This is a genomic window from Paenibacillus sp. FSL R10-2782 (assembly GCF_038592985.1).
GTDB lineage: Bacteria > Bacillota > Bacilli > Paenibacillales > Paenibacillaceae > Paenibacillus > Paenibacillus terrae_C.
Genome location: NZ_CP151951.1, coordinates 4,090,248 through 4,116,921, shown reverse-complemented (window position 1 = coordinate 4,116,921; position 26,674 = coordinate 4,090,248). Strand labels below are relative to the sequence as shown.

21 protein-coding genes and 1 tRNA gene are annotated in these 26,674 nt (G+C 47.5%); 19 read left to right on the top strand and 3 right to left on the bottom strand.

The window, feature by feature from the left end; translation table 11 throughout:
• The first annotated feature begins 29 nt into the window (after window positions 1-29).
• The gene (gene glpK, locus NST83_RS18600; protein ID WP_342415221.1) at window positions 30-1,526 is read left to right on the top strand and encodes a glycerol kinase GlpK; all 1,497 of its coding nucleotides are present in this window, start codon (window positions 30-32) and stop codon (window positions 1,524-1,526) included.
• A 213-nt stretch (window positions 1,527-1,739) separates the two neighbouring features.
• Here the strand turns inward: glpK and NST83_RS18595 are convergent, their stop codons facing one another.
• Window positions 1,740-2,780 (bottom strand): LacI family DNA-binding transcriptional regulator, encoded by a 1,041-nt coding sequence (locus NST83_RS18595; RefSeq protein ID WP_342415220.1) that lies wholly within the window; start codon window positions 2,778-2,780, stop codon window positions 1,740-1,742.
• A gap of 297 nt (window positions 2,781-3,077) precedes the next feature.
• Here NST83_RS18595 and NST83_RS18590 point away from each other — a divergent pair, with 297 nt between their 5' ends.
• From NST83_RS18590 to NST83_RS18575, 4 genes are all read left to right on the top strand, one after another.
• On the top strand, window positions 3,078-4,406 hold the full coding sequence (locus NST83_RS18590; protein WP_342415219.1) for an extracellular solute-binding protein: 1,329 nt from the start codon (window positions 3,078-3,080) through the stop codon (window positions 4,404-4,406).
• 76 nt (window positions 4,407-4,482) lie between these two features.
• Window positions 4,483-5,376: a sugar ABC transporter permease gene (locus NST83_RS18585; RefSeq protein WP_137059973.1), complete on the top strand. Its 894-nt coding sequence runs from the start codon at window positions 4,483-4,485 to the stop codon at window positions 5,374-5,376.
• The gene (locus tag NST83_RS18580) at window positions 5,376-6,194 is read left to right on the top strand and encodes a carbohydrate ABC transporter permease (RefSeq protein ID WP_137059972.1); all 819 of its coding nucleotides are present in this window, start codon (window positions 5,376-5,378) and stop codon (window positions 6,192-6,194) included. Before NST83_RS18585 ends, NST83_RS18580 begins: the two co-directional genes overlap by 1 nt.
• Window positions 6,195-6,217: 23 nt before the next feature.
• Window positions 6,218-7,564 (top strand): GH1 family beta-glucosidase, encoded by a 1,347-nt coding sequence (locus tag NST83_RS18575; RefSeq protein WP_342415218.1) that lies wholly within the window; start codon window positions 6,218-6,220, stop codon window positions 7,562-7,564.
• 88 nt (window positions 7,565-7,652) lie between these two features.
• On the opposite strand, the gene NST83_RS18570 is transcribed toward NST83_RS18575, so the two are convergent.
• Entirely contained in the window at window positions 7,653-8,417 is a 765-nt protein-coding gene (locus tag NST83_RS18570) for an exodeoxyribonuclease III (RefSeq protein WP_342415217.1), read from the bottom strand.
• 306 nt (window positions 8,418-8,723) lie between these two features.
• A tRNA-Arg gene (locus tag NST83_RS18565) sits at window positions 8,724-8,797 on the bottom strand.
• 259 nt (window positions 8,798-9,056) lie between these two features.
• On the opposite strand from NST83_RS18565, the gene NST83_RS18560 reads away from it, so the two are divergent.
• The 14 genes from NST83_RS18560 (at window position 9,057) to hemB (ending at window position 26,649) form a co-directional block, all read left to right on the top strand.
• The gene (locus NST83_RS18560) at window positions 9,057-9,968 is read left to right on the top strand and encodes a hypothetical protein (RefSeq protein ID WP_170970713.1); all 912 of its coding nucleotides are present in this window, start codon (window positions 9,057-9,059) and stop codon (window positions 9,966-9,968) included.
• A 142-nt stretch (window positions 9,969-10,110) separates the two neighbouring features.
• Window positions 10,111-11,424 (top strand): trigger factor, encoded by a 1,314-nt coding sequence (gene tig, locus NST83_RS18555; RefSeq protein WP_342415216.1) that lies wholly within the window; start codon window positions 10,111-10,113, stop codon window positions 11,422-11,424.
• A 413-nt stretch (window positions 11,425-11,837) separates the two neighbouring features.
• Window positions 11,838-12,428 (top strand): ATP-dependent Clp endopeptidase proteolytic subunit ClpP, encoded by a 591-nt coding sequence (gene clpP / locus NST83_RS18550; protein WP_137059967.1) that lies wholly within the window; start codon window positions 11,838-11,840, stop codon window positions 12,426-12,428.
• 12 nt (window positions 12,429-12,440) lie between these two features.
• The gene (clpX, locus tag NST83_RS18545) at window positions 12,441-13,697 is read left to right on the top strand and encodes an ATP-dependent protease ATP-binding subunit ClpX (protein WP_025684004.1); all 1,257 of its coding nucleotides are present in this window, start codon (window positions 12,441-12,443) and stop codon (window positions 13,695-13,697) included.
• 110 nt (window positions 13,698-13,807) lie between these two features.
• Window positions 13,808-14,926, top strand: a complete 1,119-nt coding sequence (gene ispG / locus NST83_RS18540; RefSeq protein ID WP_137059966.1) for a flavodoxin-dependent (E)-4-hydroxy-3-methylbut-2-enyl-diphosphate synthase — start codon at window positions 13,808-13,810, stop codon at window positions 14,924-14,926.
• Between the two features lie 227 nt (window positions 14,927-15,153).
• Window positions 15,154-16,881 carry an ATP-dependent protease LonB gene (lonB, locus tag NST83_RS18535; protein WP_342415215.1) on the top strand — a complete coding sequence of 576 codons (1,728 nt, stop codon included), beginning with the start codon at window positions 15,154-15,156 and terminating at the stop codon, window positions 16,879-16,881.
• 111 nt (window positions 16,882-16,992) lie between these two features.
• Window positions 16,993-19,329: an endopeptidase La gene (gene lon / locus NST83_RS18530; RefSeq protein ID WP_137059964.1), complete on the top strand. Its 2,337-nt coding sequence runs from the start codon at window positions 16,993-16,995 to the stop codon at window positions 19,327-19,329.
• 18 nt (window positions 19,330-19,347) lie between these two features.
• A complete protein-coding gene (gene yihA, locus NST83_RS18525; RefSeq protein WP_342415214.1) occupies window positions 19,348-19,962 on the top strand; it encodes a ribosome biogenesis GTP-binding protein YihA/YsxC in 615 nt (204 codons plus the stop codon).
• 263 nt (window positions 19,963-20,225) lie between these two features.
• Complete coding sequence (gene hemA / locus NST83_RS18520; RefSeq protein ID WP_342415213.1) at window positions 20,226-21,620, top strand: glutamyl-tRNA reductase; 1,395 nt, start codon at window positions 20,226-20,228, stop codon at window positions 21,618-21,620.
• A gap of 15 nt (window positions 21,621-21,635) precedes the next feature.
• Entirely contained in the window at window positions 21,636-22,463 is an 828-nt protein-coding gene (gene ccsA, locus NST83_RS18515; protein ID WP_137059962.1) for a cytochrome c biogenesis protein CcsA, read from the top strand.
• Window positions 22,464-22,471: 8 nt separating this feature from the next.
• Window positions 22,472-23,119 (top strand): NAD(P)-dependent oxidoreductase, encoded by a 648-nt coding sequence (locus NST83_RS18510; RefSeq protein ID WP_342417995.1) that lies wholly within the window; start codon window positions 22,472-22,474, stop codon window positions 23,117-23,119.
• A 1-nt stretch (window position 23,120) separates the two neighbouring features.
• Complete coding sequence (hemC, locus tag NST83_RS18505; RefSeq protein WP_137059961.1) at window positions 23,121-24,047, top strand: hydroxymethylbilane synthase; 927 nt, start codon at window positions 23,121-23,123, stop codon at window positions 24,045-24,047.
• A 4-nt stretch (window positions 24,048-24,051) separates the two neighbouring features.
• On the top strand, window positions 24,052-25,605 hold the full coding sequence (cobA, locus tag NST83_RS18500; protein ID WP_342415212.1) for a uroporphyrinogen-III C-methyltransferase: 1,554 nt from the start codon (window positions 24,052-24,054) through the stop codon (window positions 25,603-25,605).
• A gap of 45 nt (window positions 25,606-25,650) precedes the next feature.
• Window positions 25,651-26,649, top strand: coding sequence for a porphobilinogen synthase (hemB, locus tag NST83_RS18495; RefSeq protein ID WP_137059959.1), 999 nt, complete (start codon window positions 25,651-25,653; stop codon window positions 26,647-26,649).
• Window positions 26,650-26,674 lie beyond the last annotated feature (25 nt).

Sequence of the window (26,674 nt, the reverse complement as noted above, 5' to 3'; positions counted from 1 at the left end):
ATGGATTCATTACAGGGGAGAGATCAACGATGGAAAAATATATTTTGTCACTGGATCAGGGAACGACAAGCTCAAGAGCGATTTTGTTCAACAGTAAAGGGGATGTGGTGTACTCTGCTCAGCGGGAGTTTCCGCAATACTTTCCTCATCCCGGCTGGGTGGAACAGAATGCGAATGAAATCTGGAGTTCCATTCTGGGGGTCATTGCATCCTGTCTATCCGAATCCGGTGTAAAAGCAAATCAGGTTGCCGCCATCGGCATTACCAATCAGCGAGAATCGGTAGCGGTGTGGGACAAAAATACAGGACTGCCTGTGTATAACGTACTCGTATGGCAGTCGCGCCAAACCTCGGACATCTGCGAAGAACTGAAGCAGCAAGGGCATGAAGAGCTATTCCACAGTAAAACAGGGCTGTTGATTGACCCGTATTTCTCTGGCACAAAAGTGAAGTGGATACTGGACCATGTAGAAGGTGCGCGCGAAAAGGCGGAACGAGGCGACTTGCTGTTTGGTACGATTGATTCGTGGCTGATCTGGAAGCTGTCCGGCGGCAAGGCGCATGTGACCGACTATTCCAACGCAGCCAGAACGCTGATGTATAACATTTATGAGCTAAAGTGGGACGATGAGCTGCTGGACATTCTCGATGTTCCAAAAAAAATGCTGCCTGAGGTACGGCCTTCCTCCGAGGTATACGCGCACACCGTGGATTATCATTTCTTTGGTCAAAATATACCGATTGCTGGCGCTGCAGGTGACCAGCAGGCGGCTCTATTTGGTCAGGCTTGTTACGAAAAAGGGATGATCAAAAATACTTACGGCACAGGTTGCTTCATGCTGATGAACACGGGCGATCAACCCGTGGAATCCAAGCATGGACTCATTACGACCATCGCTTGGGGGCTGGAGGAAGGCAAGGTGCAATATGCGCTGGAGGGAAGTGTTTTTGTAGCGGGCTCGGCGATCCAGTGGCTTCGTGACGGTCTGCGCATGTTCCGTGAAGCCAAAGACAGCGAAGCCTATGCAGCCCGCGTTTCCTCTTCGGAAGGGGTGTATCTGGTACCTGCTTTTGTCGGACTGGGCAGTCCGTACTGGGATAGTGAGGTGCGTGGAGCGATGTTTGGTCTGACACGGGGCACCACGAAAGAGCATTTTATCCGTGCAACACTGGAGGCACTTGCTTACCAGACGAAAGACGTGCTTGCCGCGATGGAAATAGACTCTGGTATTGCAGTAAAGACGTTGCGGGTGGATGGGGGAGCCGTGCTGAACAATTTTCTGATGCAATTCCAGAGCGATATTCTGGATGCCACAGTAGAACGGCCTGTTATCCATGAGACGACGGCACTGGGAGCCGCATGCCTGGCAGGCTTGGCGATTGGATACTGGAAGAGTATGGATGAGCTTCGCAAGCGTGTGAGGGTGGAGCGATCTTTTGCCCCCGGTATGGATGAAGAAACGCGCAGCAGTTTGTATGAAGGCTGGAAAAGGGCCGTGACCGCGGCGATGGCCTACAAGTCATAGCCTATACGAAGGTTATCTTCTAGAGCATCGTAATGTCTTTTTCGGTTAGACGTAGGACATTTGAATTAGACGTTGTATTTTATCCGCTCCACTGTTGTTTACTCTGATTAAAACCCTAAATGCCCCGTAAGATGGACACTTTGAGAAAAAGTGTCCATCTTACGGGGCATAGTCATGTAACACTGAGGTGGCTCCCTTTTTTTCGTTAGGGTACTACCCCTGAACTATCGTATGGTTCCAATTTTCCCGGGCTCCGCAGGAGCTGCGTATGACTAGCTCCGGTTCTACTTTAATACATTTCGTTTCCATCTGTTTATTCATCAGATCAAATAGCACCATAGCGGCTAGACGGCCTATTTTTTGTTTATCTTGTTTTACGGTGGTCAGTGGAGGATCGGTGTAACGACAGGCTTCTATATCATCACATCCCACTACAGCAATATCCTCGGGTACCCTCAAGCCGCTTTCCTTGAAAGCACGGATGGCACCAAAGGCAAGCAGGTCGGTAGCCGCAAAAATAGCCCTTGGTAAATCTCCTTGCTGTATCCACGTCTTCGCGATCTGGTACCCATCTTCCGCTGCGTAGTCCTTGGCATACACGATCCATTCGGGTCTGACATCAAGACTAAACCGTTTTAGTGAAGCGATAAAGGCTTCTTCTCTCTCCTTAATCACCAGGGATGGGCGCTCGATGCCTATAAAACCCATTTCGCGGTAGCCATTCATGTAAAAATGCTCAACAACCTTCATTGAGATCTTCTGATTATCGGACATAACATAGCAGGAACTGGCTCCGGTTAGTTCAATATCGACACCGATGCAGGGAATGGGGCTGGCATCGAGATCAAAAACGCTCTTCTCCACTTCATCTCCAGCAATAATAATGCACCCGTCCACTGAAAAATATTTCGAACGAGCCAAATAGTCCTCTCCATTGTCCAGAAATTTTTCATTCGAAAAAAACAACAGATCGTAACCGAGCAAGCCAATCTGTTTTTTGAAGACATTAATGATATCTACAAAAAAAGGATGGCTAAAATCGACATTCAGCTTGCCAGCGAATATAACGCCTACCAGATTTGATTTCTTGGTAGCAAGCGTTTTAGCCGAGGAGGAGGGTCTATAACCTGTTTCCTCCATAATTTTAAGCACCCTCTGCCGGGTCTCCTCACTGATATCCGTGTAATTATTTATAATTTTTGAAACCGTTGCTACCGAAACTCCTGCCATACTCGCTATTGTTTTTATATTCATAAAATCCTCCGAAACTAAACTGGTTTAGTTGAAATTGACTTTGCATTCTAAATTTAATGATTACTCGTATTCTATGCTACCTTATAGAGGAGAGTCAACAGTGCTTAGTAGGATATAACTTAATATTTTATGGAAAAATAAGTTTGATTTAGTGGTGGTTCATCTTTTTTTTGATATTTCACAAATCTCTATTTACAAATACAGATCATTCGTTACATAATAGTAAATGTAAATAACGAAACTGCTTTCGTAATGTGTGGGTGTATGTATTCTAAAAATGATATGGGGGATTCTGCAATGCTAAAAAAGAGTTTTTCTTTACTTCTTGTAACCGCTTTAATCGTGGTATTGGCCGCTTGCGGTAAAGGTAGCGGAGCTGCACAGGAGGGGAATAAAAAGGTCACGTTAAAGATTATTCATTGGCAGCAGGAAAATATTAATAACTATATAAAGGAATTCAATAAAAAATTTGAAGAGAAGTATCCTGATGTTCAGGTGGAGTATACGACGGTTCCTGCTGACTCAACGTATGATCAATTGATGCAAACGCGTATGAATGCTGGTTCATCCGGTGATGCAGACATTATTCCTTTGAAATTCAGCTTCGTAGGCGCCCCACAGGAATGGTCCAAGGGAGCAGCAGATCCGATGTGGAAGCAATGGATTGACGGAGGACTAATAGCCGATCTGTCGGATCAAGCTTTTATCAAAAACTATAATCCTGCAGATGTCAAAAATGCCATGACCTATAAGGACAAGGTATACGGTGTAAATATGGGTAAGGTGGCACTTACAGGTCTGTTCTATAACAAAGAGATTTTTGAAAAATATAATCTTGCTGTGCCCACAACTTGGGATGAGCTGGTACATGTGATGAAGGTGCTCAAGGACAATGGTGTAGAACCGATTGGTTTCGGCGGGAAGGATGTATGGCCTATTAACCTTGCTGTCCAAGGGCTTCAAGCCTCTATCCATGATGATCAGCTGGCATATATTAAAGGGCTGTGGACAGGTAAGACAAAGCTGACAGACCCCGTCCAGCTTGAGGTGCTGGAAAAAACACAAATTTTGATGAACAACGCCATTGGTGGATTTATGGGGATTGACTATGGAACCTTGCCAAGTTTGTTTGCTACAGGGCGTGTAGCTATGATTGCAGATGGCACGTGGGATGCAACGACGATCCAGACAGCCAATCCAGAGATGAAATTTGGTTATTTCCCGATTCCGGGCAGCAATGATCCGGCAAAAAATAAGAACCTTGCAGGCAAGTACGATATGACATGGATGGTATTGGAAAAGTCGCCAAACAAGGATTATGCGATCAAATGGCTTGAAATGCTCTCTGAGAAGCAGAACTACACGGATTTTGTGAACGCCGCCGGATTTTTGCCGACACAGCCTGATGTGAAGATAAGTAGTGAATTTGTTAATGAAATCCAGCCTTCACTGGAAAACTTCAAGCTCTCTTGGGATCAGCTGTTTATCAATCGTAAGAATGTTGGACAGTACATTAAGGATGCCAGCGTACATGCTGAATTTCTGACGCCTGCTGGTCCGCTAAAGACGCCTTTGGAGCTTGCCCAAAAATCTCAGGCAGACTGGGATGCGGCAGCCCCTAAATAAATCAACACAGGCTTTGCATGAGCGCAGATTGGCAACTGTAAAGCTCCCATAATAATGTAAAAAAGGTGTGAGGCCCATGTATCCCTTCGGAAAGGGCGCGGCCCGGTTAATGCCGTATCTTTTACTGAGTATTCCGGTGCTGCTCTATTTGCTTCTTGGCTTTGGTCCCTCAATGGTAACCGTACTGTTTTCCTTTACAAATGCTTCAGGGGTTCCGGGACAAACGTGGAATTTTGTTGGATTCGAGAATTATATGACCTTTTTTACCTCTTCTGATTCTGGAGATCGAATCGCATCTATTGGTCGTTCCCTATATTTCGCCGTAGCTGTGGTTGTGATTCAAAATGCAGTAGGGCTGTTCATGGCCGTCATTATTAATAAAAAGCTCAAGGGTGATGTGTTTTACCGTGCTGTATTTTTCCTGCCCGTTGTGCTCGGAGTAACGGTATCCGGCCTGATCTGGCAGTTGATTGCCAATCCGCTTGGCGGTCCTGCGCAAGCCATGATGAACTTTTTTGGAACCAGCTCCAACTTTTTCGGGGACTATGATATAGCATTTGAACTGATTATTTTTGTGCAAATTTGGATGTACATGGGTTACTCGATGACTATTTTCTTAGCTGGACTTCAATCCATTCCCAATGATTTATATGAAGCAGGGTACATGGATGGTGCTTCCGGGTGGAAAGCGTTCAAAAATATTACCTTTCCGATGATTGCGCCATCCTTTACAGTCAATATGCTGCTGTCCATTATCGGAGCATTGCAAACCTTTGATATTATTTATGTGCTGACAGGTGGTAAATTCAACACGACGACACTTGCGTTTGATGTGTATGCAACAGCCTTTGGCTCCGGGACGTCGGATTACGGCCTTGCTTCCGCAGTAGCTATGATCCAGTTTCTGTTCGTATTTACGGTGTCGATGATTGCTCTGTATTACTTGCGCAGAAGAGAGGTGGAAATGTAATGAGCAGTACCAAAGGAACCAAACTACTGAGCTACATCATCGTACTGCTCATGCTTTCGTTATATTTATTCCCGCTTTTCTACCTCTTTAATGTATCGATGAAGACTCAAAGTGAGTATCTGATAGATCCTGTGGCTATAGCCAAGGGTCTGCGCTTGGAGAATTTCATGGACGCTTGGGAAAAAGGGAATTTCTCTCAGTACATGTGGAACAGTATTTTGTATACGGGCGTATCTACGCTATTAACGTTGGTGATATCCGTGTTTGCAGCTTTTCCATTGGCGCGGGGATACGTTAAGTTCAGTACCTTCTTTTATGTGTTTTTCCTGATATCCATGTATCTTCCGAACCCGCTGATTCCGCAATTTGCTCTCATTAATAGTCTGGGACTTTACAATACGCAGCTTGGTTTTATTTTGCTGAAAACAACGGGTACCGGCATTGCCTTCCTGATGTTTGTGGGATATATCAAGTCTGTCTCCCGAGAGCTGGATGAAGCGGCTGCAATGGACGGGTGCGGGTATTCACGCTATTTGTTTACGATTCTTGTTCCGCTGATGAAGCCGGTGTTGGCGACAGGCATTATTTTGACAGCCATCGGGGCGTGGAACGACATTATAGGTCCTACCATTTATTTGTCTGATCCCGCGTATCAGCCAGTGACCAAGGGATTGTTCTCCTTCTACGGACAATACATGAACAACTGGCCGCTGCTCGCTTGCGGTATCCTGATTGTTACACTACCACTGGTCATTTTGTATATTTTCCTACAGCGCTTTATTGTCGGTGGTGCAATGGCCGGAGCTGTGAAGTCTTAAATCCTGAAAGGAAGATACCAAGTATGAGTGAGAATACCTTTTTATTTCCAGACACTTTTATGTGGGGAACCTCGACCTCTTCTTATCAAATTGAAGGTGGTGTAGCTGAGGGAGGAAGAATGCCTTCCATTTGGGATACTTTCTGTCAAGCACCCGGGAAGGTGATAGGCGGTGACAGCGGAGATATAGCTTGTGACCATTTTCACCGCTTTAAGGAAGACGTGCAATTGATGAAGCAGCTTGGCTTTTTACATTACCGTTTTTCCGTGGCCTGGCCGCGCATTATTCCCGCACCCGGCGTGGTTAACGAACAGGGGTTGCTCTTCTATGAGCGTCTGCTGGATGAGATTGAGTCGGCCGGGCTCATTCCGATGCTGACATTGTATCACTGGGATCTTCCGCAGTGGATCGAGGACGAGGGCGGTTGGACAAATCGAGGGATTATCCAGCATTTTATGACGTATGCCTCTGTCATTATGGATCGCTTTGGACAGCGTATAAGCTGGTGGAATACGATCAATGAACCCTATTGCGCCTCTATTTTGGGCTATGGTACAGGAGAGCATGCTCCCGGCCATCAGAACTGGAAGGAAGCCTTTACTGCCGCCCATCATACTCTGCTGTGTCATGGGATAGCCATCAAATTACACAAGGAAAAAGGGCTGACGGGCAAGATAGGTATTACATTGAACATGGAGCATGTGGATGCCGCTTCTGAGCGACCTGAGGACGTAGCCGCTGCCGTCCGCCGAGATGGCTTTATCAATCGTTGGTTTGCCGAGCCGTTGTTTAACGGGAAATATCCAGAGGATATGGTGGAATGGTATGGTGCGTATCTGAATGGCTTGGATTTTGTACAGTCTGGTGATATGGAGCTGATTCAGCAGCCAGGGGATTTTTTGGGTATCAATTACTACGCTCGCAGTGTCATCCGAGCGGCCACAGACGCTTCGTTGCTTCAGGCAGAGCAGGTTCGCTTCGAGGAACCGGTAACGGATATGGGATGGGAGATTCACCCCGAATCCTTTTATAAGCTGCTGACCCGGATTGAGAAGGACTTCACCAAGGGCTTGCCCATTCTGATTACGGAAAACGGAGCAGCGATGAAGGACGAACTGATGGATGGAAAGATTGACGACACCGGACGTCAGCGCTACATTGAGGAGCATTTAAAGGCATGCCATCGCTTCATCGGGGAGGGAGGGCAGCTCAAGGGCTATTTTGTCTGGTCATTCCTTGATAACTTTGAATGGGCCTGGGGCTACAGCAAACGTTTCGGTATTGTACATGTTAATTACGAAACGCAGGAACGGACACCCAAACAAAGTGCGCTGTGGTTCAAGCGAGTGATGGCGAATAACGGGTTTTAAACAGTGTATCATAATAATCTAAGCCGTCATGCTGCAATACAGCGCATGACGGCTTTTAAGACTGCATAAATTTTTGTGCAAGGGGGGACTATGCTGAAATATCTTGCATATCCAATATAACAGGGCAGTGGTCGCTGCCTGTAATATGGCAATCAATACTTGCATCTATCAACAACGGACGAAGTCTGTCCGAGACGAGGAAGTAATCGATTCGCCAGCCGATGTTCCGTTCTCTCACTTTCGGCATGTAGGACCACCAGGAATAAACATCCGTCCTGTCAGGATAAAAGTATCTGAAGGTGTCTATAAATCCGGCTTCGAGCAGTTGTGACATTCGCTCCCGTTCCTCAGGCGTAAATCCGGCATTGCCATAGTTGGCTTTTGCATTTTTTAAATCCATTTCCTGATGAGCCACGTTGAGATCACCACAAACAATGACAGGCTTCAATGCATCCAGTTGTTGCAGATAGCTGCGGAAACGGTCCTCCCATTCCAGTCTGTACGGCAGTCGGGACAAATCCCGTTTGGTATTCGGAGTATATACATTAACCAGATAAAATTTCTCGAATTCCAAAGTAATGGTTCTGCCTTCAGGCTCCCCATTTTCTTCAAGCCCATAATGCACAGAAAGAGGCTTGATTTTGGTGAAGATAGCCGTCCCGGAATATCCTTTTTTCTCGGCATAATTCCAGTACTCTGTGTATTCCTCCATGTTCTCCATCAGGATTTGTCCCTCTTGAAGCTTGGTTTCCTGTACACAAAAAATGTCGGCATTCGTTTCTTTTAGATAAGTATAAAATCCTTTGGTCACACAGGCTCTTAAGCCATTAACATTCCAAGATACTAATTTCATTAATTATTTCTCCCTTGCTGTACCCAACATGTAAGCTTACTGCTTTATTTCTGAGGCACTTTGTCCAGTTCATGCTCTTCAGAAAATATTCAAAATTATATCAGAAAATATTCGACATTATAGATGATGGCATTCACGACCTCAAATCAGCGATATAGAGATCGAAACGATTTAGTTCGTCTATCTACTGTACTTTCGAGCGTGGGGAGTCAAATGATGCAAAATGCTGGAATTAAAATAGAATATATTTTTTGTAGGGGGTTGTAAAACGAAAAAAAGCTCCCTTACGGAAGCTTCTCACGATAACGTCCCAGGAGGGATTCGAACCCCCGACCGACGGCTTAGAAGGCCGTTGCTCTATCCAGCTGAGCTACTGGGACATAAAATTCAAGCGAATATTAATATATCACATGGGCAAAAAAGATTCAAGTCTTTTTTATATTATTTGATTGTTTTAGCCTTTATGCGACATAAGTTTGGAGTAGATGTGTGGTTTTTTTGGCCTTATAAAAGGGTATGCTAGAATACAGGTGAATATGTGGAAGACGAGAGGTTGGACTTCGGCCGCTGTTTCTCATATAATCTACAAATACTTTAGCTTGCGGAGGAGAGGGGGTGCCTTGAATAAAGGACTCCAAGGTGACGACAAAAGAAAATAATATTGTATTGTTTCCGAAGACATTGGATTACTATCAAATTCAACTCACTGTGATGCTTGAAAACGAGCGTTACGGAGAGGCGATGGCGATGCTGCGTTTTTTGATACAGTGTCAGGGACAGGAACAGAAGCAGTACGAAGAGTGGGAGGCCCTTTTACAATGGCTGGAGGCCGCATTTCCACAGTATGCCGACAGAGGGGCGGAAACGGACGCTACAGCAGATGATGAGATCAATGAAGCAGAGCTGGCCCGTCGACATGTACGCTTCAAGCAGGAGCAGGACGCAGGCTACGGCAACAAGCTGCTACATATGGCTATGGATGAACCGTTGTCGGAACAGACGATTTTAGCGCTGGAACAACTGTCTTATCTGGATCTGCCGGAAATCGACGATGCGCTGCTTAAGTGGATTAAGGAACGGGAAATCCACCCTCTGCTTCAATTCCGTGTTTTGCAGACACTACGGCGACGTGGAATGGAAGGGACGATCGAAATCAGCCGGGGAGATGAAAAGGCGGAGATCGAGATTGAGTCGATTCCGCTGCAGCCGGATGAATTTCCTGAGCCGATTATGCGTATTCTGGAGCGGGTGGCCGATCAGACTGAGGTACATGAGCCTACGCTGTTCTATTTTGCGCAGGAGCTATGGTCGCAGTATGTGATGGCAGTGTACGGCACGAAAGATTACAGGTCAATGCTGGTGGAGGAGGACGGGATGCCAGATATTTGGGCGGCAGCACTCCATCAGACGGTATCGGAGAGTCTGAGTGGCAACAAGGATGAGGAAGAAACCCGTGCTATATATGGCATTACCGATGCATTGCGCTTCCGTTTTGAACAGGTATACCGGTCGATGCGTCTATTCGTAGCGGCGGGAATGAGCACTCCATAACGGTCGGAAACGTTTACCTGTGAAGCATTCAAGGGGCTGCCCTTGAAAAAGATAGTAATGTTAGATATACTATAGTGGTTATTTTGTGTGCGTTGATCATATGAAAACTAAGTGAAGATTTTGTTGGAGGGGAAAGCATAAAATGAAAGCAACTTGGGAGAAAATAGAGAAGAACCTTGGGGTTCTTGAAGTTGAGGTTGACGCGGATCGTGTAGCCGCTGCACTCGACAAAGCTTTTAATAAAGTGGCTAAGCAAGTAAGTGTACCAGGATTCCGTAAAGGTAAAGTACCACGCCCTATTTTTGAAAAGCGTTATGGTATTGAAAGCTTGTATCAGGATGCAATTGACTTCCTGCTGCCAGAAGCCTACAGCCAAGCTGTAGAAAAAACGGATATTTTCCCGGTAGACAGCCCTGACGTTGAAATTGATCAATTCGCTAAAGGCGAATCCTTCAAATTCAAAGCAAAGGTTACTGTTAAACCTGAAGTGACTTTGGGTGAGTACAAAGGCGTAGAAGTGCCTGTAAGCAAACTCGAAGTAACTGACGAAGAACTGGCTCAAGAGCTGGAGCGTTTGCAACAACGTCATGCTGAGCTGGTTGTCGTTGATGAAGATGCTGCACAATCCGGCGATACGGCTATTATCGACTTCGACGGTTCTGTTGATGGTGTACCATTCGAAGGCGGACAAGCTGAGAAGTATTCTCTGGAGCTGGGTTCCAATACCTTCATTCCTGGTTTTGAAGAGCAAGTGATCGGTTTGCACACAGGCGATTCCAAGGACGTTGAAGTAACGTTCCCTGAGAACTACCATTCTGCTGATCTCGCTGGCAAACAAGCAGTCTTCAAAGTGAAAGTTCATGAACTGAAACGCAAGGTTCTTCCTGAACTGGATGATGAATTTGCAAAAGATGTAAGTGAATTTGATACACTGGCTGAATTCAAGGAAGACTTGAAAAAGCAACTGCTGGAGCGTAAGGAAAACGAAGCTAAAGCTGCCCGTGAGGGTGCGGTAGTGGAGAAGGTTGCTGAGAACGCAACAATCGACATTCCTGAAGCGATGATCAAAAGTGAAGTGCAAAACATGGTTCGCGATTTCGACAACCGTCTGCGTAGCCAAGGCATGAATCTTGAGATGTTCCTCGGATTCTCCGGTCAAAGTCAGGAAGATCTGGAAGCGCAAATGAAAGTGGATGCTGAGAAGCGTGTACGCAACAACCTCGTGCTGGAGCAAGTGGCTAAAGCGGAAAACATCGAAGTTTCCGAAGCGGAAATTGATGAAGAACTGAAAAACATGGCTGAAGCTTACAAACGTTCGGTTGAAGAAATTCGCAGTATTCTGGAAGGTAACGGTTCGTTCGCAAACCTGAAAGAAGAAATTTCACTGCGCAAAACGATCGCTTTGTTGTTGGAAAACAGCAAAGAAGTTGAAGCGCCAGCTGAAGCTGCCGAGTAATTCAAACGATAGAATATATGGGGTATGCCGCACAGGCTGCAACCTAGCAATTAGATAGGGATAAGGCACGTAGTGAAAGTTACGTGCCTTATTTTTACCTTGGGTAATCCATATTTTAGTCGTTTATGGAAAGTGCTGTGAGTTGTACTTTATTGTTGTACATAAGTCACTGCTGTACATTTGCACATACATACGAAACATGGTTAAATATGAGAAGGTCTCAGCTAAGTACGTTGTATAACAGCTCGAACTCTATATATGAGCGGTTGAAAATATGACACGAGACTCTGAACATGTTAAAATATTTTGTAAGGTGTCCCCGTTTCATGCTTGCCGCTTTCGTTTTGAATGGGATTTAACGGAAGTGGATGAATACTGGTGTTCATTTTAATAAAGAAAAGAGGTTGGTCGTGATGAGTCTCGTCCCTATGGTTGTGGAACAAACGAATCGAGGAGAACGATCTTACGATATTTACTCGCGGTTGCTTAAGGATCGCATCATTTTCCTGAGTGGCCCGATTGATGACGATGTCGCCAATCTCGTCATTGCACAGCTATTATTCCTTTCTGCGGAAGATCCGGAGAAGGATATTAATTTGTACATTAACTCACCGGGCGGTTCTGTAACTGCGGGCATGGGTATATATGATACAATGCAATTCATTAAGCCGGACGTATCGACGATCTGTGTAGGCATGGCTGCAAGTATGGGCTCTTTGCTGCTCACAGCAGGTGCGCCAGGCAAAAGATTTGCGCTTACCAACAGCGAAGTCATGATCCATCAGCCGTTGGGTGGCATTCAGGGGCAAGCCTCCGATATGCTGATCCATGCAGACTGGATTATCAAAACGCGTGCCAAGCTGAATCAAATCTATGTAGAGCGTACGGGTCAGCCCCTCGAAAAAATCGAACGTGATACTGACCGGGATTTCTTCATGGAAGCGGAAGAGGCAAAAGCATACGGTATCATTGACCAGGTGCTGTCTAGACCGATTAATCTGTAAAGGGGTGGCTCTATGTTTAAATTTAATGATGAAAAAGGACAACTGAAATGTTCCTTCTGCGGTAAATCTCAGGATCAGGTTCGCAAGCTAGTTGCTGGACCGGGCGTATATATATGTGACGAATGCATCGAGTTGTGCACAGAAATCGTGGAAGAGGAATTGGGTCATGAGGAAGAAGTAGATCTGAAAGACATTCCTAAACCAATGCAAATCCGTGACATTCTGGATCAATATGTAATTGGTCAGGATCAAGCGAAAAAATCGTTGTCCGTAGCGGTATATAACCACTACAAACGTATTAATACACAAAACAAAATTGATGATGTGGAACTGCAAAAAAGTAACATTTTGATGCTCGGACCTACAGGTTCAGGTAAAACGTTGCTTGCGCAAACCATGGCTAAAATTTTGAACGTTCCTTTTGCCATTGCAGATGCCACTTCCCTTACGGAAGCAGGTTATGTGGGCGAAGATGTTGAAAACATTTTGCTGAAATTGATTCAAGCTGCCGATTATGATGTGGAAAAAGCCGAACGCGGCATTATCTACATCGACGAAATTGATAAAGTAGCCCGCAAATCCGAAAACCCGTCCATTACGCGTGACGTATCGGGTGAAGGTGTGCAGCAGGCTTTGCTTAAAATTTTGGAAGGCACGGTTGCTTCTGTACCTCCACAAGGTGGTCGTAAGCATCCTCATCAAGAGTTCATTCAGATTGATACCACGAACATCCTGTTCATTTGCGGCGGTGCCTTTGACGGTCTGGAGCAAATGATCAAACGTCGTGTCGGTAAGAAAGTCATCGGCTTCAATGCGACTACAGATCAAAAGGATTTGAAACCGGGTGAATATACTTCTATGGTATTGCCTGAGGATCTTTTGAAATTCGGTCTGATTCCAGAGTTTGTAGGACGTTTGCCGGTTATTTCTACGCTGGAGCCGCTTGATGAGAACACATTAGTTCGTATTTTGTCTGAGCCGAAAAATGCGTTAGTCAAGCAGTACCAGAAGATGCTTGAACTGGATAATGTTACTTTGGAGTTTAAGCAAGATGCTCTGGAAGCCATTGCCCGTGAAGCCATCAAGCGTAACACAGGTGCCCGTGGTCTTCGTGCGATCATTGAAGGCATTATGCTGGATGTGATGTACGAGGTTCCTTCCCGTGATGATATCACGACTTGCGTCATCAATGAGCAGGTTGTAAAAGATAAAATCGCACCTGAACTTGGTGGTACAGATAAGGATAAAAAACAAGAAGAGAGCGCCTAAGGATTGATACTTCGCGATCTCTACAACACGAGAAGCCAGATCTCCACTTCACTAAACCCATATGAGGTTTTATGGGGTGGAGGTTTGGCGTTAATGGGAGAGAAAAGTACATGTTCTTAAGACAAGACACACGTCCCGTTAAAGTCGGGAATCTGACGATTGGCGGCAGCAATGAAGTCATCATCCAAAGCATGTGTACGACCAAAACAGCAGATGTGGAAGCTACCGTCGCTGAAATTCTCCGTTTGGAAGAGGCGGGTTGCCAACTTGTACGTGTCACCGTCAATAATGAGGAAGCTGCCGCAGCCATTAAGGAAATTAAAAAACAGATCCATATTCCGCTCGTAGCGGATATTCATTTTAATCACAAGCTGGCTCTGCTGGCGATTGAAAACGGAATTGACAAGGTTCGTATCAATCCTGGCAACATTGGTCGTCGTGAAAAAGTGGAAGCTGTCGTAAAGGCATGCAAGGAAAAGGGAATTCCGATTCGGATTGGTGTGAATGCCGGGTCATTGGAACAGCATTTGCTGGATAAGTACGGCTATCCTACGCCGGAAGCGATGGTAGAAAGCGCACTATTCCATATCGGTATACTGGAAGAGCTTGATTTTCACGATATTATCGTGTCGCTGAAAGCATCTGACGTGCCTATGGCGATAGCTGCTTATACGAAGGCAGCCGAGATTATTAAATATCCACTACATCTGGGTATTACCGAAGCGGGTACGCTTTTTACCGGAACCGTTAAGAGTGCAGCGGGGATGGGGGCTTTATTGGCAGCAGGTATTGGTTCGACTATGCGTATTTCGCTGAGTGCCGATCCAGTGGAAGAAGTGAAGGTTGCGCGGGAACTGCTCAAAACCTTTGGGCTAATCACGAATGCAGCGACTTTGATTTCCTGTCCGACTTGTGGACGTCTGGATATCGATCTGTTCTCTATCGCCAACGAAGTCGAAGACTATATTGCAAAACTCAAGGTGCCAATTAAAGTGTCGGTACTGGGTTGCGCGGTGAACGGTCCGGGGGAAGCAAAGGAAGCTGATATCGGTATTGCCGGAGCACGCGGGGAAGGACTTCTGTTCCGTTATGGAAAAATGATTCGCAAAGTACCCGAGGCTGACATGGTTGAAGAATTGAAAAAAGAAATTGACATCATCGTCAAGGCGTATGAAGAGACGGGTAAAATTCCGGGTCGCGAGGAACGTCATACAGCCGAGAAGGTATAAGCCACATCGGTTCTCATAAAGAGGCATAATCATATTCTATTGCCATCATGTAAACGCCGTGGAGGGCAGCTCTGCTACAGAACTGTTCTTCGCGGTGTTTTTGTATTTTCTCTCTGATCTTTTGGAAGACTGCCGTTTAGCTATTGGGGAAAAGGAAATACTGTTTTTCATAGACGGCATTTTAGCGGCATTTTCAAAATGCTGAGATGAGAAACGGAGGAAATACGATGGACTTTACTATGATTTTGTTGTTGGTGCAAATGTTTTTTGGGATTGTCATCGGTCTGTATTTCTGGAACCTTTTGCGGAGCCAAAAGACGAACCGCAGCGCAGTGGACCGGGAATCCCGCAAGGAACTGGATAAGCTGCGCAAACTGCGCTCCATTTCATTAACCAAACCGCTGGCTGAACGCACTCGTCCTGCCACATTACAGGATATTGTCGGTCAGAAGGATGGATTGCGTGCCCTCAAGGCAGCGTTATGCAGTGCGAATCCACAGCATGTTATTATTTATGGCCCACCGGGAGTCGGCAAGACGGCTGCTGCGCGTGTGGTGCTGGAAGAAGCTAAGAAAAACCTGTCTTCCCCGTTCAAGGGAGACGCCAAATTTACGGAGATTGATGCGACGACTGCCCGTTTTGACGAGCGGGGTATTGCAGATCCGTTGATTGGTTCGGTTCATGATCCGATTTATCAAGGTGCTGGAGCAATGGGAGTGGCGGGTATTCCACAGCCCAAGCCCGGAGCTGTAACGAAGGCGCATGGCGGTATGTTGTTCATTGATGAAATTGGCGAGCTGCATCCCACACAGATGAATAAGCTGTTGAAAGTATTGGAGGACCGAAAAGTATTTCTGGAGAGCGCGTACTACAACTCGGAGGATTCGAATACTCCTGCTTATATCCATGATATTTTCCAAAATGGTTTGCCTGCCGATTTCCGTTTGGTAGGTGCGACGACTCGTTCGCCGCATGAGTTGCCGCCTGCCATTCGTTCCCGGTGCATGGAAATTTATTTCCGTGCTCTCCAGCCGCAGGAGATTGCTCGTATTGCTGAGGATGCCGTCCACAAGCTGGGCTTCGGTCCTTGTCCAGAGGCAGTTGAAGTCGTACAGCGCTACGCCACAAATGGCCGGGAGGCCGTCAATATGATTCAGCTTGCCGCTGGATTGGCACTTACGGAGAAACGGGAACGTCTAAACGCCTCGGATGTGGAGTGGGTAGCGGGCAGCAGCCAAATTCAACCGCGTCCTGACCGGAAAGTACCGGGTCTGCCGCAAATCGGATTTGTTAACGGTTTGGCCGTATATGGCCCGAATATGGGCATGCTGCTGGAAATTGAGGTTACAGCAGTTCCGGTTCCTGCGGGAAAGGGAACCTATAATATTACGGGTGTGGTCGATGAGGAAGAGATTGGCGGAGGCTCCCGCACGCTGCGGCGTAAAAGTATGGCCAAAGGCTCTGTAGAAAATGTATTGACCGTTTTGCGTACGCTCGGATTGTCCCCGTCAAATTACGATTTGCATATTAATTTTCCTGGGGGAACACCAGTAGATGGCCCGTCGGCAGGTATTGCAATGGCAACGGCTATTGCTTCCGCAATGCGAGGGATTCCGGTGGATCACGAAATTGCGATGACCGGAGAGGTCAGCATTCACGGTCGTGTCAAACCGATTGGCGGCGTATTAGCGAAGGTTGAGGCTGCTTTTCAGGCAGGAGCTAAAAAGGTGATCATTCCTCAGGACAACTGGCAGTCTCTTTTTGACAGCATTGAAGGCTTGAAAGTCATTCCGGTGCAGTCGGTTACGGAAGTATTCCGCCACGTATTTGGAGAGGAATTGACGTCAGATTTACCTGTGCACGCGCCAATTGAGACTTTTCGCCCATCCCAATCTTCCCTGTTGCAGGCCGATGGGACGCATAACGGGACGATATCGGACACAGGATCTTGCTAATGAACTACCCTTTCATTGGTTTTTTCATAAAACATTTGATAAAATATGAAAGATAACAACGTGAAGGATTGTAAAATCCGGAACCTGAGAATCACTGGAGGTGCGAAAGCGATGGGACCCAACAAGACAAAAGGTCGTCGTTTTCCTTTGCTGCCTTTAAGAGGACTTCTCGTCTACCCGAGCATGGTTCTGCATCTCGATGTGGGCCGGGAAAAATCGGTCAAGGCTTTGGAAAAAGCGATGGTTGAAGATAATTTGATTCTCCTGTGTTCTCAATCAGAAGTAAATATTGAAGAACCCGCACAAGAGGATATTTTTCGAGTCGGCACGGTAGCCAAAGTGCGCCAGATGCTCAAGCTTCCCAACGGAACGATTCGGGTGCTGGTGGAAGGGCTGGAACGTGCCGAGATTATTCAATATACGGACAATGAGGAATACTACGAGGTACTGGCAAAGGAGCTGCATGAGGCAGAAAACGTGCATCCCGAGACGGATGCGCTCATGCGCACGGTTCTGACCCAGTTCGAGCATTATATCAACTTGTCCAAAAAGGTAACCCCCGAAACTCTCGCTGCGGTATCCGATATTGAGGAGCCCGGACGGCTGGCTGACGTGATTACAAGCCATCTAACGCTCAAAATCAAGGAGAAGCAGGATATACTGGAGACGATCGACGTAACTCAGCGTCTGGAGAAGCTTCTGGATATTTTGAATAACGAGCGTGAGGTACTGGAGCTGGAACGTAAAATTAACCAGCGCGTGAAGAAACAGATGGAGAAAACGCAGAAGGAGTATTACCTGCGTGAGCAAATGAAGGCGATCCAGAAGGAGCTTGGCGAGAAGGAAGGTCGCGCGGGAGAAGTAGAAGAACTGCGCAATCAGCTAAGTGAACTGGAGCTGCCCGCTCCTGTGAAGGAGAAGGTTGAAAAGGAAATCGACCGTCTGGAGAAAATGCCTGCAAGCTCTGCCGAGGGCGGGGTTATCCGTAATTATGTCGATTGGCTGTTAAGCTTGCCATGGAACAAGTTTACAGATGATGATCTGGATATCGTTAAGGCTGAAGAGATACTGAATGATGACCACTATGGACTGGATAAGCCGAAGGAGCGGGTGCTGGAGTATCTGGCTGTACGCAAACTGGTGAAGACCATTAAGGGGCCGATTCTGTGTCTCGTAGGGCCACCTGGGGTCGGCAAGACCTCGTTGGCTCGTTCCATCGCCAAGTCTATGGGGAGGGAATTTGTCCGCATCTCGCTCGGGGGCGTGCGGGATGAAGCAGAAATTCGTGGTCATCGCCGCACTTATGTGGGCGCGATGCCAGGGCGTATCATTCAGGGGATGAAGACGGCAGGAACGTCTAATCCAGTCTTTTTGCTGGATGAGATTGATAAAATGGCTTCTGATTTTCGAGGTGACCCTTCGGCGGCGTTGCTGGAGGTGCTTGATCCTGAACAGAACAATACGTTCAGTGACCATTTTGTCGAGCTGCCCTTCGATTTGTCCAATGTGATGTTCGTGACGACAGCCAATGCTGCTCACAACATTCCGCGTCCGCTGATGGACCGGATGGAGACATTGTACATTCCGGGTTACACCGAGCTGGAAAAGCTCGAAATCGCTAATCGTTATCTACTGCCCAAACAGAAGAGAGAGCATGGTTTGGAAAAGGAGCAGCTGGACATTGGGGAGGATACGCTGCTGCGTGTCATCCGCGAATATACCCGTGAATCCGGCGTGCGGAATCTCGAACAGCAAATGGCTTCTCTGTGCCGCAAGGCTGCGAAGTCAGTGGTATCCGGCGGAGAAGGCCCGATTCGAATTACACCGGATAATCTAAAAGATTATTTAGGCGTCGCCAAATTCCGTTACGGTGTAGCGGAGCTGGAAGACCAGATTGGTACGGTTACAGGCTTAGCGTGGACAGAGGTTGGCGGTGAAACGCTGATGATTGAAGTGACGGTCGTGCCCGGCAGCGGTAAGCTGATTCTTACAGGTAAGCTGGGAGACGTTATGAAAGAATCCGCGCAGGCAGCATTTAGCTACACTCGCTCCAAAGCGGTTGAGTTGGGCATTGCTATGGACTTTTATGAGAAAAATGATATTCATATCCACATTCCGGAGGGAGCGATTCCGAAGGATGGGCCATCGGCGGGGATTACCATTGCTACAGCGTTGATTTCAGCGCTGACCAACCGTCATGTATCCAAGGATGTGGCTATGACGGGTGAAATTACCCTGCGCGGCCGCGTATTGCCTATTGGCGGATTGAAAGAGAAGTCGCTGGCAGCCCACCGGGCAGGCTACAAAAAAATTCTGCTTCCCAAGGATAATGAACGGGATCTAAAAGATATTCCCGACAGTATTAGGCAGGATGTTGAATTTGTTCCCGTTGCCCATATGGATCAGGTGCTGGAGCATGCTTTGGTTGAGCAGGCGAGGGTACATTAGAGAGGAATTAAGGACACAATGAAAGTAACAAAAGCAGAATTTATTATTAGCGCGGTTGGCCCCGATCAGTTTCCTGTGGACGCTTTGCCGGAGATTGCTCTGGCGGGGCGTTCCAATGTAGGGAAGTCGTCACTGATTAATCGGTTGATTAACCGTAAAAACTTGGCGCGCACCAGTTCTACGCCGGGGAAAACACAGCAACTCAATTATTACCGGATTAATGATGATCTCTATTTCGTCGATTTTCCGGGTTACGGTTACGCAAAGGTATCCAAAACGTCCCGTAAAGCCTGGGGACAAATGATTGAGTCGTATTTGCTGGAACGGGAGCCGCTCAAGCTGGTGCTTCAAATGGTCGATTTGCGTCATCCGCCATCCAAGGATGATATCATGATGCACGACTGGCTGCGCCATCACGGGCTTCCGGTATGCGTTGTGGGCACGAAGGCAGATAAAATCCCCAAAACACGGCGGGAAAAGCATTATAAAGTAATCAAGCAGGAACTCGGAATACTTCCCGGGGGGTTGTTTATCCCCTTTTCATCTGAAGAAGGCATGGGTAAGGACGAGCTATGGTCGGTCATCTCCAGCTATATTGAGAACGACGAAGACGAGGAACAACCGGAAATCTAAGAAGAAGGACGTTCGTGGAGAGCGCTCTATCGGAAAAGACATATGCGAAGAATAACCATGGATTTAATCCATGGTTATTTGCTTTAAAACTGGCTCAAACTATATCAAACAATAGAGAACATTTTGGATGTTGGAGTTTGCCATCCAATTTTCATAAACAATTCATAAAACAGCCGGAGGACATTCGGACTTCTGTGATATAATTAACATAGTTTATGATAACAGTGGTTATTCTTATTACAGTTTAGGCAGGTGAACTTGCAATGCACATCGTCGTTGTTGGGTTGAATTATCGTACGGCGCCTGTGGAAGTCAGAGAGCGTTTTACATTTGCGGAACAAGATTTACCAAAAGCGCTGGAACAACTCAAACTCACCAAAAGTGTGTTGGAGGGCGTAATTGTCGCAACCTGCAATCGGACTGAAATATATGTCGTGGTGGACCGCCTTCACATGTGCGGTTATTTTATACGTAGTTTCATGGAGCAATGGTTCGGTATTCCTCGCGATCAATTTACACAGCATCTATATATATATGAGGACGAGCAGGCCATCCGGCATTTGTTTCGTGTGACTTGTGGCCTGGATTCTATGGTGATCGGAGAAACACAAATTTTGGGACAGGTGAAGAACGCTTTTCTTCAGGCTCAATCCCAGAAAATTACGGCAACGTGGTTTAATATGCTGTTTAAGCAGGCCGTCACATTGGGCAAGCGTGCCCATTCGGAGACGTCCATTGGAGAAAGCGCCGTATCCGTCAGCTATGCAGCAGTGGAGCTTGGCAAACGGATTTTCGGGATGTTTACCGATAAGAAGGTGCTGATTCTCGGTGCGGGTAAAATGAGCGAGCTTACCGTTAAGCATTTGTACAGCGGGGGAGCAGCCGAGGTCATTGTGGCGAACCGGACTTTATCCAGAGCGGAAGATTTGGCTTCCAAGTTTCACGGAACGCCGGTCACGATGGAGGAAGGCATGAATCGGTTGGCGGATGTGGACATTATCATTAGCTCGACAGGTGCACAAGGATATATTTTGGATCGGGAGCGGGTTGAAGCCAGTATGAAACGACGTCGTTCCCGGCCTTTGTTTATGATTGACATCGCGGTTCCGCGTGATTTGGACCCGGCTATTGGCGAATTGCAGAATGTTTTTCTTTACGATATTGATGATCTGGAAGGCATCGTAGAGAGCAATTTGGAAATGCGTCGTACCGAGGCTGCCAAAATTGAGCATATGATCGAAGGAGAACTTGGCGATTTTTACCAATGGTTAAAAACGATGGGAGTGCGTCCGGTGATTCGTGCTTTACAGGAAAAAGCAGAGTCTGTGCATCAGGATACGCTCGAAAGCTTGTTCAACAAGCTTCCCGAGCTGAATGAACGACAACGCAAAGTGATTAGCCGTTTGACGAAAAGCATGCTGAACCAGATGATGCATGATCCGATCAATACGGTGAAGGAACTGGCTGTCCAAAAGCAGGGGAATGAGGCGCTTGAACTCTTTAGCCACATTTTTGCTCTGGAGGATCGTTTGGAGGACGCCGCTCAGAAAGTAGATAAAAGCGATGCATCCGCGTTAATGAAACCGGAGGTCGGTATTCATGAAAAATCCGGTCAGGCCCAAGCCTCGCCAGCGTCGTTTGCGCCGGCTGGCCTGTAAAGGCGGTGGATGGACGTGGCCTTAAGCACGCTTATATATGATTCGATGATTTATGTTTTTGCCCTGAGCCTTCTGTTTGTATTCTCGGATGGCATTCGCCGTAATGCGAGTGCCAAACGGACAGGTACAGGGCTTCTTGCTGTCGTTCTTGGTCTCCAGCTTATATATATGGGAATGAGAACTTGGAACGAAGGACATCTTCCTATTTTCGTGACTTACGATTTTTTATTCCTGTTTTCATTTATTTTGGTCGTGATTTCTTTAATACTGTCACGCTATCAGCGGTCGGAATTTGCGGTATTGCTGCTTAACATTATTAGTTTTGCAGTTCTTGTGCTCAATAATATATGGATGGAGCCCACCAACAATCCGCTTGGAAGTTGGCATACGGTGCATGGGCTGCTTCTCATCCATATCGCTTTGGCCAATCTTGGCTTTGTAGCCATGACGGTAGCGGCTGTATTTTCGGGGCTTTATCTGTTTTTGCATCGTAAATTGAAAGTCAAGAAATGGAATGATACGATCCGGCGTCTGCCGAGTCTAGAAATGATGGATCGGTATACCCACATGGCGCTGTTGATCGGTACTCCTTTGCTTGCGGTCTCTATTGTAGTTGCCGTCATTTCTATTATTGCTGAAGAACGCTGGCGTTTGTTGCTGGATACCAAAGTATTAATGACAGCGATAGCCCTATGCGTGTATATTGTATTTTTAGTGAGCAAAAGGTTCAATCAGAAGTCGGGCCTCGTAATGGCGAAGTGGGCATTAGTGGGCTACACGCTATTGATTCTTAACTTTTTGCTTAATTCCTGGTCTGTATTTCATCAGTGGACGGGAGAGTGAGTGGTCGTTTGCAGCATTTTGTGCCGATTTTGCTGAATTGTAAAAATAAGATCTGTTGTATTGTAGGCGGTGGAAGGATAGCGGAACGCAAGGTAAAGGGACTGATGAAAAGCGGGGCGCTCATTACCGTCATCAGTCCGAATATAACGCCGGATTTACAGGTTCTGGCCGATCATAAGCAGCTCCACTGGGTAAATCGCGTATACCGCGAGGGTGACCTCCAGGGAGCCTTTCTTGTATATGCGGCGACAGACCAGAGAGATGTGAACGATGCGGTTGCGCATGAGGCCGGACAAAGGGGTATACTGGTAAATGTGGCGGATCGTTTGGAAGAGGCGGACTTTATAACGCCGGGTATCATCCGGCGGGGCAGGCTAACCATCAGCGTATCCACCGCAGGTGCGGGGCCGGCTGTTACGTCCGAAATTACATCGGCTCTGGATACGCTGTTTGGCAATGAATACGAACTGTACCTGGATTTCATGTACGAAATGCGGCAAGCGATTAAACGTATCGTATCCTCCCCGCAGCAAAGGGCGAAACTGCTGAGACGTTTGGCGAGCGGCGGAATTTTGGAGCAAATACGACGTCAGGAATTTACGGCATGGACGCAAGAAGAGATGGACATATGGATTGCGCAAAATCAGGAGGAATAGCATGCGAACAATTGTGGTAGGTAGCAGACAGAGCGCGCTTGCGCTAACTCAGACCGGGCATGTCATAGAGGATTTGAACGCATTGTGCGCGGAGCATGGGCTGGATATGCAGTTTGTCGTAAAAAAAATATTGACCAAGGGCGACCGGATTTTGGATGTAACGTTGTCCAAGGTGGGTGGCAAAGGGCTGTTTGTCAAAGAAATTGAACAGGCCATGCTCGCTGGTGAAATTGATATGGCAGTACATAGCATGAAGGATATGCCGTCAGAATTGCCTGAAGGGCTAGTGAACGGCGCGGTGCCGCGTCGGGAGGACCCGCGGGATTGTCTCGTTACCCTGGGATCCAAGAGCCTGGAGGACCTGCCACAAGGGGCAAAGGTCGGCACAAGCAGCCTGCGCAGAGCCAGCCAAATCAAGTCCTTACGACCAGATCTTCAATTGGAGCCTGTGCGAGGTAATATTGATTCCCGCCTGAAAAAACTGGAGACTGAAGGCTTTGATGCCATTATTTTAGCTGCGGCAGGTTTGCACCGGATGGGCTGGAAAGACCGGATCACGTCCTATATACCGGAGGAAGCCTGCTTGCCAGCAGTAGGTCAAGGAGCGCTCGGCATTGAGTGCCGCGCAGACGATGAAGAGCTGCTGGCATTGCTGCGCCTGTATAACGACCGGGATACCTCCGCTACGGTGGCGGCAGAACGTACCTTCCTTGGAGTGCTGAATGGGGGATGCCAGGTGCCAATCGGGGCTCACGCAATCTGGGCTGACCAGGAAATCCGCCTCACGGGCATGGTAGGCTCGCCGGATGGCGGGGTTATTTTGAAGGAAACGCTCCAGGGAAATGATCCTCAAAAGCTGGGAGAAGCAGTGGCGGCGAGCTTGATCGCCAAAGGAGCGGAACAAATTCTGGCGCAGGTGAGGGGATAATGAAATGGCAGGAAAGGTATATTTAGTAGGCGCAGGACCCGGAGACGCAAGACTGATTACGGTCAAGGGCTGGGAATGTATTCAGTTGGGTGATGTTATTGTCTATGACAGACTGGCAAGCCCTCGTCTTTTGGGCTTGATGAAGCCAGGTGCTCAGAAAATATACGTCGGCAAGCTACCGGATCGTCATACCATGAAGCAAGAGGAAATCAATCAGCTACTGGTGGATCTGGCTTTGGAAGGAAAAACGGTCGTCCGGCTCAAAGGCGGAGATCCCACCATTTTTGGACGGGTCGGTGAAGAAGCCGGACTGCTGCGCAAGCATGGTATTTCCTATGAGATCGTACCCGGCATTACATCAGCGATCAGTGTACCTGCCTATGCGGGCATTTCGGTCACACACCGGGATATGGCCTCATCGCTGTCTATCATTACGGGGCATGAAAGTCCGGACAAGCTCGACAAGAGTATTCATTGGGATAAAGTAACGAATGCAACGGGCACACTGATCTTTATGATGGGTGTGGCGAAGATCGGCTATATTAGTGAACAACTGATGAAGCATGGCAAGCCGCCTAGTACTCCCGTTGCGTTGATCCGTTGGGGAACGCGTGCGGAGCAGGATACACTGGTGGGTACGCTGGCAGATATTGAGGCCAAGGTGAAAGCCGCGAATTTTCAGCCTCCTGCCGTCATTGTCGTCGGAGAAGTGGTTAATCAGCGTGAACAGTTAAAATGGGCTGAGGAAATGCCGTTGTTCGGCAAGCGGATTTTGGTTACACGTGCGCGCGCACAGGCCAGCAGTCTGGTTCATCGGATTGAGGAGCTTGGCGGAGAGCCTTATGAATTTCCCGTCATCCAGACGGTTGTCCCTTCGGATGAGCCAACGAAACGGCAAATTGCTGAGGCGTTTGCACGATTGCCTGAATACGACTGGGTGTTTTTTACCAGCGTTAACGGAGTGGAATACTTTTTCACTCATCTGAAGGAACAAGGCAAGGATGTTCGTTCGCTATTTAAGGCGCGTATTGCCGCAGTCGGACCGGCTACAGCGGCGGCACTTCGCACGCACGGAATTGAAGCGGAGCAGATCGAAGGTCCTTTTCAGGCAGAGGGCTTGCTCGAAGCGTTTGAGCAGGATTTGCAGGCAGGGCAGAGTGTATTTCTGCCAAGAGGGGATCTTGCCCGGTCATGGCTGCCAGAGAAGCTGAGAGAGCTGGGACTTGAGGTGACAGAGGCTGATTTGTATCAAACCGTGCTGGCGGCAAACGCACAGGATGATGAGCTGCTCAAGCTGCTTGAGGAACGTGCCATCCATGCGATTACTTTTACCAGTTCCTCAACAGTCACCTTTTTTCTGGAAGCACTCAGGCAGATGGGAGTCGAAGATCCGCTGTCGCTGTTGGAGGGAGTGACGATCGCTGTGATTGGCCCTCTCACCGGAGAAACAGCGACCCAAGCGGGCCTGACCGTCAGCTTCATGGCAGAAAAGGCAACCATTGAAAGCTTGATCCAATCGCTATGTGACTGGAAACAATCGAATGCTGTGACATCATAACTTTATTTTTCCAAATGAATGTATAAAAACTGGAGGTTTGCAATCATGAGTGTTCCTTTTACCCGTCATCGCCGTTTGCGCCAATCCGCTGCTATCCGCAGTATGGTGCGTGAGACGGTATTGAATCCCGCTGATTTTATCCAGCCGATCTATGTAACATTCGGTACAGGAGTGAAGCAGGAAATTAGCTCCATGCCCGGTGTGTACCGATTTTCTCTGGATCAACTGGAAGAAGAATTGAAAGAAATTAGTGAGCTTGGCATTCCTGCCGTGCTCCTGTTTGGCATTCCGGAGACGAAGGATAGCCTGGGCACTTCGGCTTTTGTGGACGATGGTATTGTTCAGGAAGCTACACGCCTGATCAAGTCGCGTTATCCCGAGCTGCTGGTTGTGGCTGATACTTGTTTGTGCGAGTTTACGGATCATGGGCACTGCGGCATGGTCCACATGCATGAGCATGATGGTGAGGTATGTGGTGAAGTGCTGAATGACGAATCGCTGGAGGTGCTGGTACGTACAGCCGTTTCCCAAGCCAGAGCGGGCGCTGATATTATCGCACCATCCAATATGATGGACGGCTTTGTGCAGGCGATTCGACAAGGACTGGATCAGGAAGGCTTCTCACATATTCCGATTATGTCGTATTCCGTCAAATATGCGTCTGCTTTTTATGGTCCTTTCCGGGAAGCGGCAAATTCTGCACCGCAATTCGGGGACCGCAAGTCCTATCAGATGGACCCTGCTAATGCACGTGAAGCATTGCGAGAAGCAGAATCCGACGTGCTGGAAGGTGCGGACATGCTGATGGTGAAGCCGTCCCTTTCGTACCTGGACGTAATGCGCACGATTAAGGATCAATTTGATCTGCCAATGGTGGCTTACAACGTCAGCGGTGAATACGCGATGGTCAAGGCGGCAGCCCTTCAAGGCTGGATTGATGAAAAAGCGATGGTGCTGGAGATTTTGACAAGCATGAAGCGTGCGGGTGCGGACATGATTATTACCTATTCCGCCAAGGATGCGGCAAGATGGTTAAAGCAATAAGTGTATTTTTCAGATGACAGGAGTG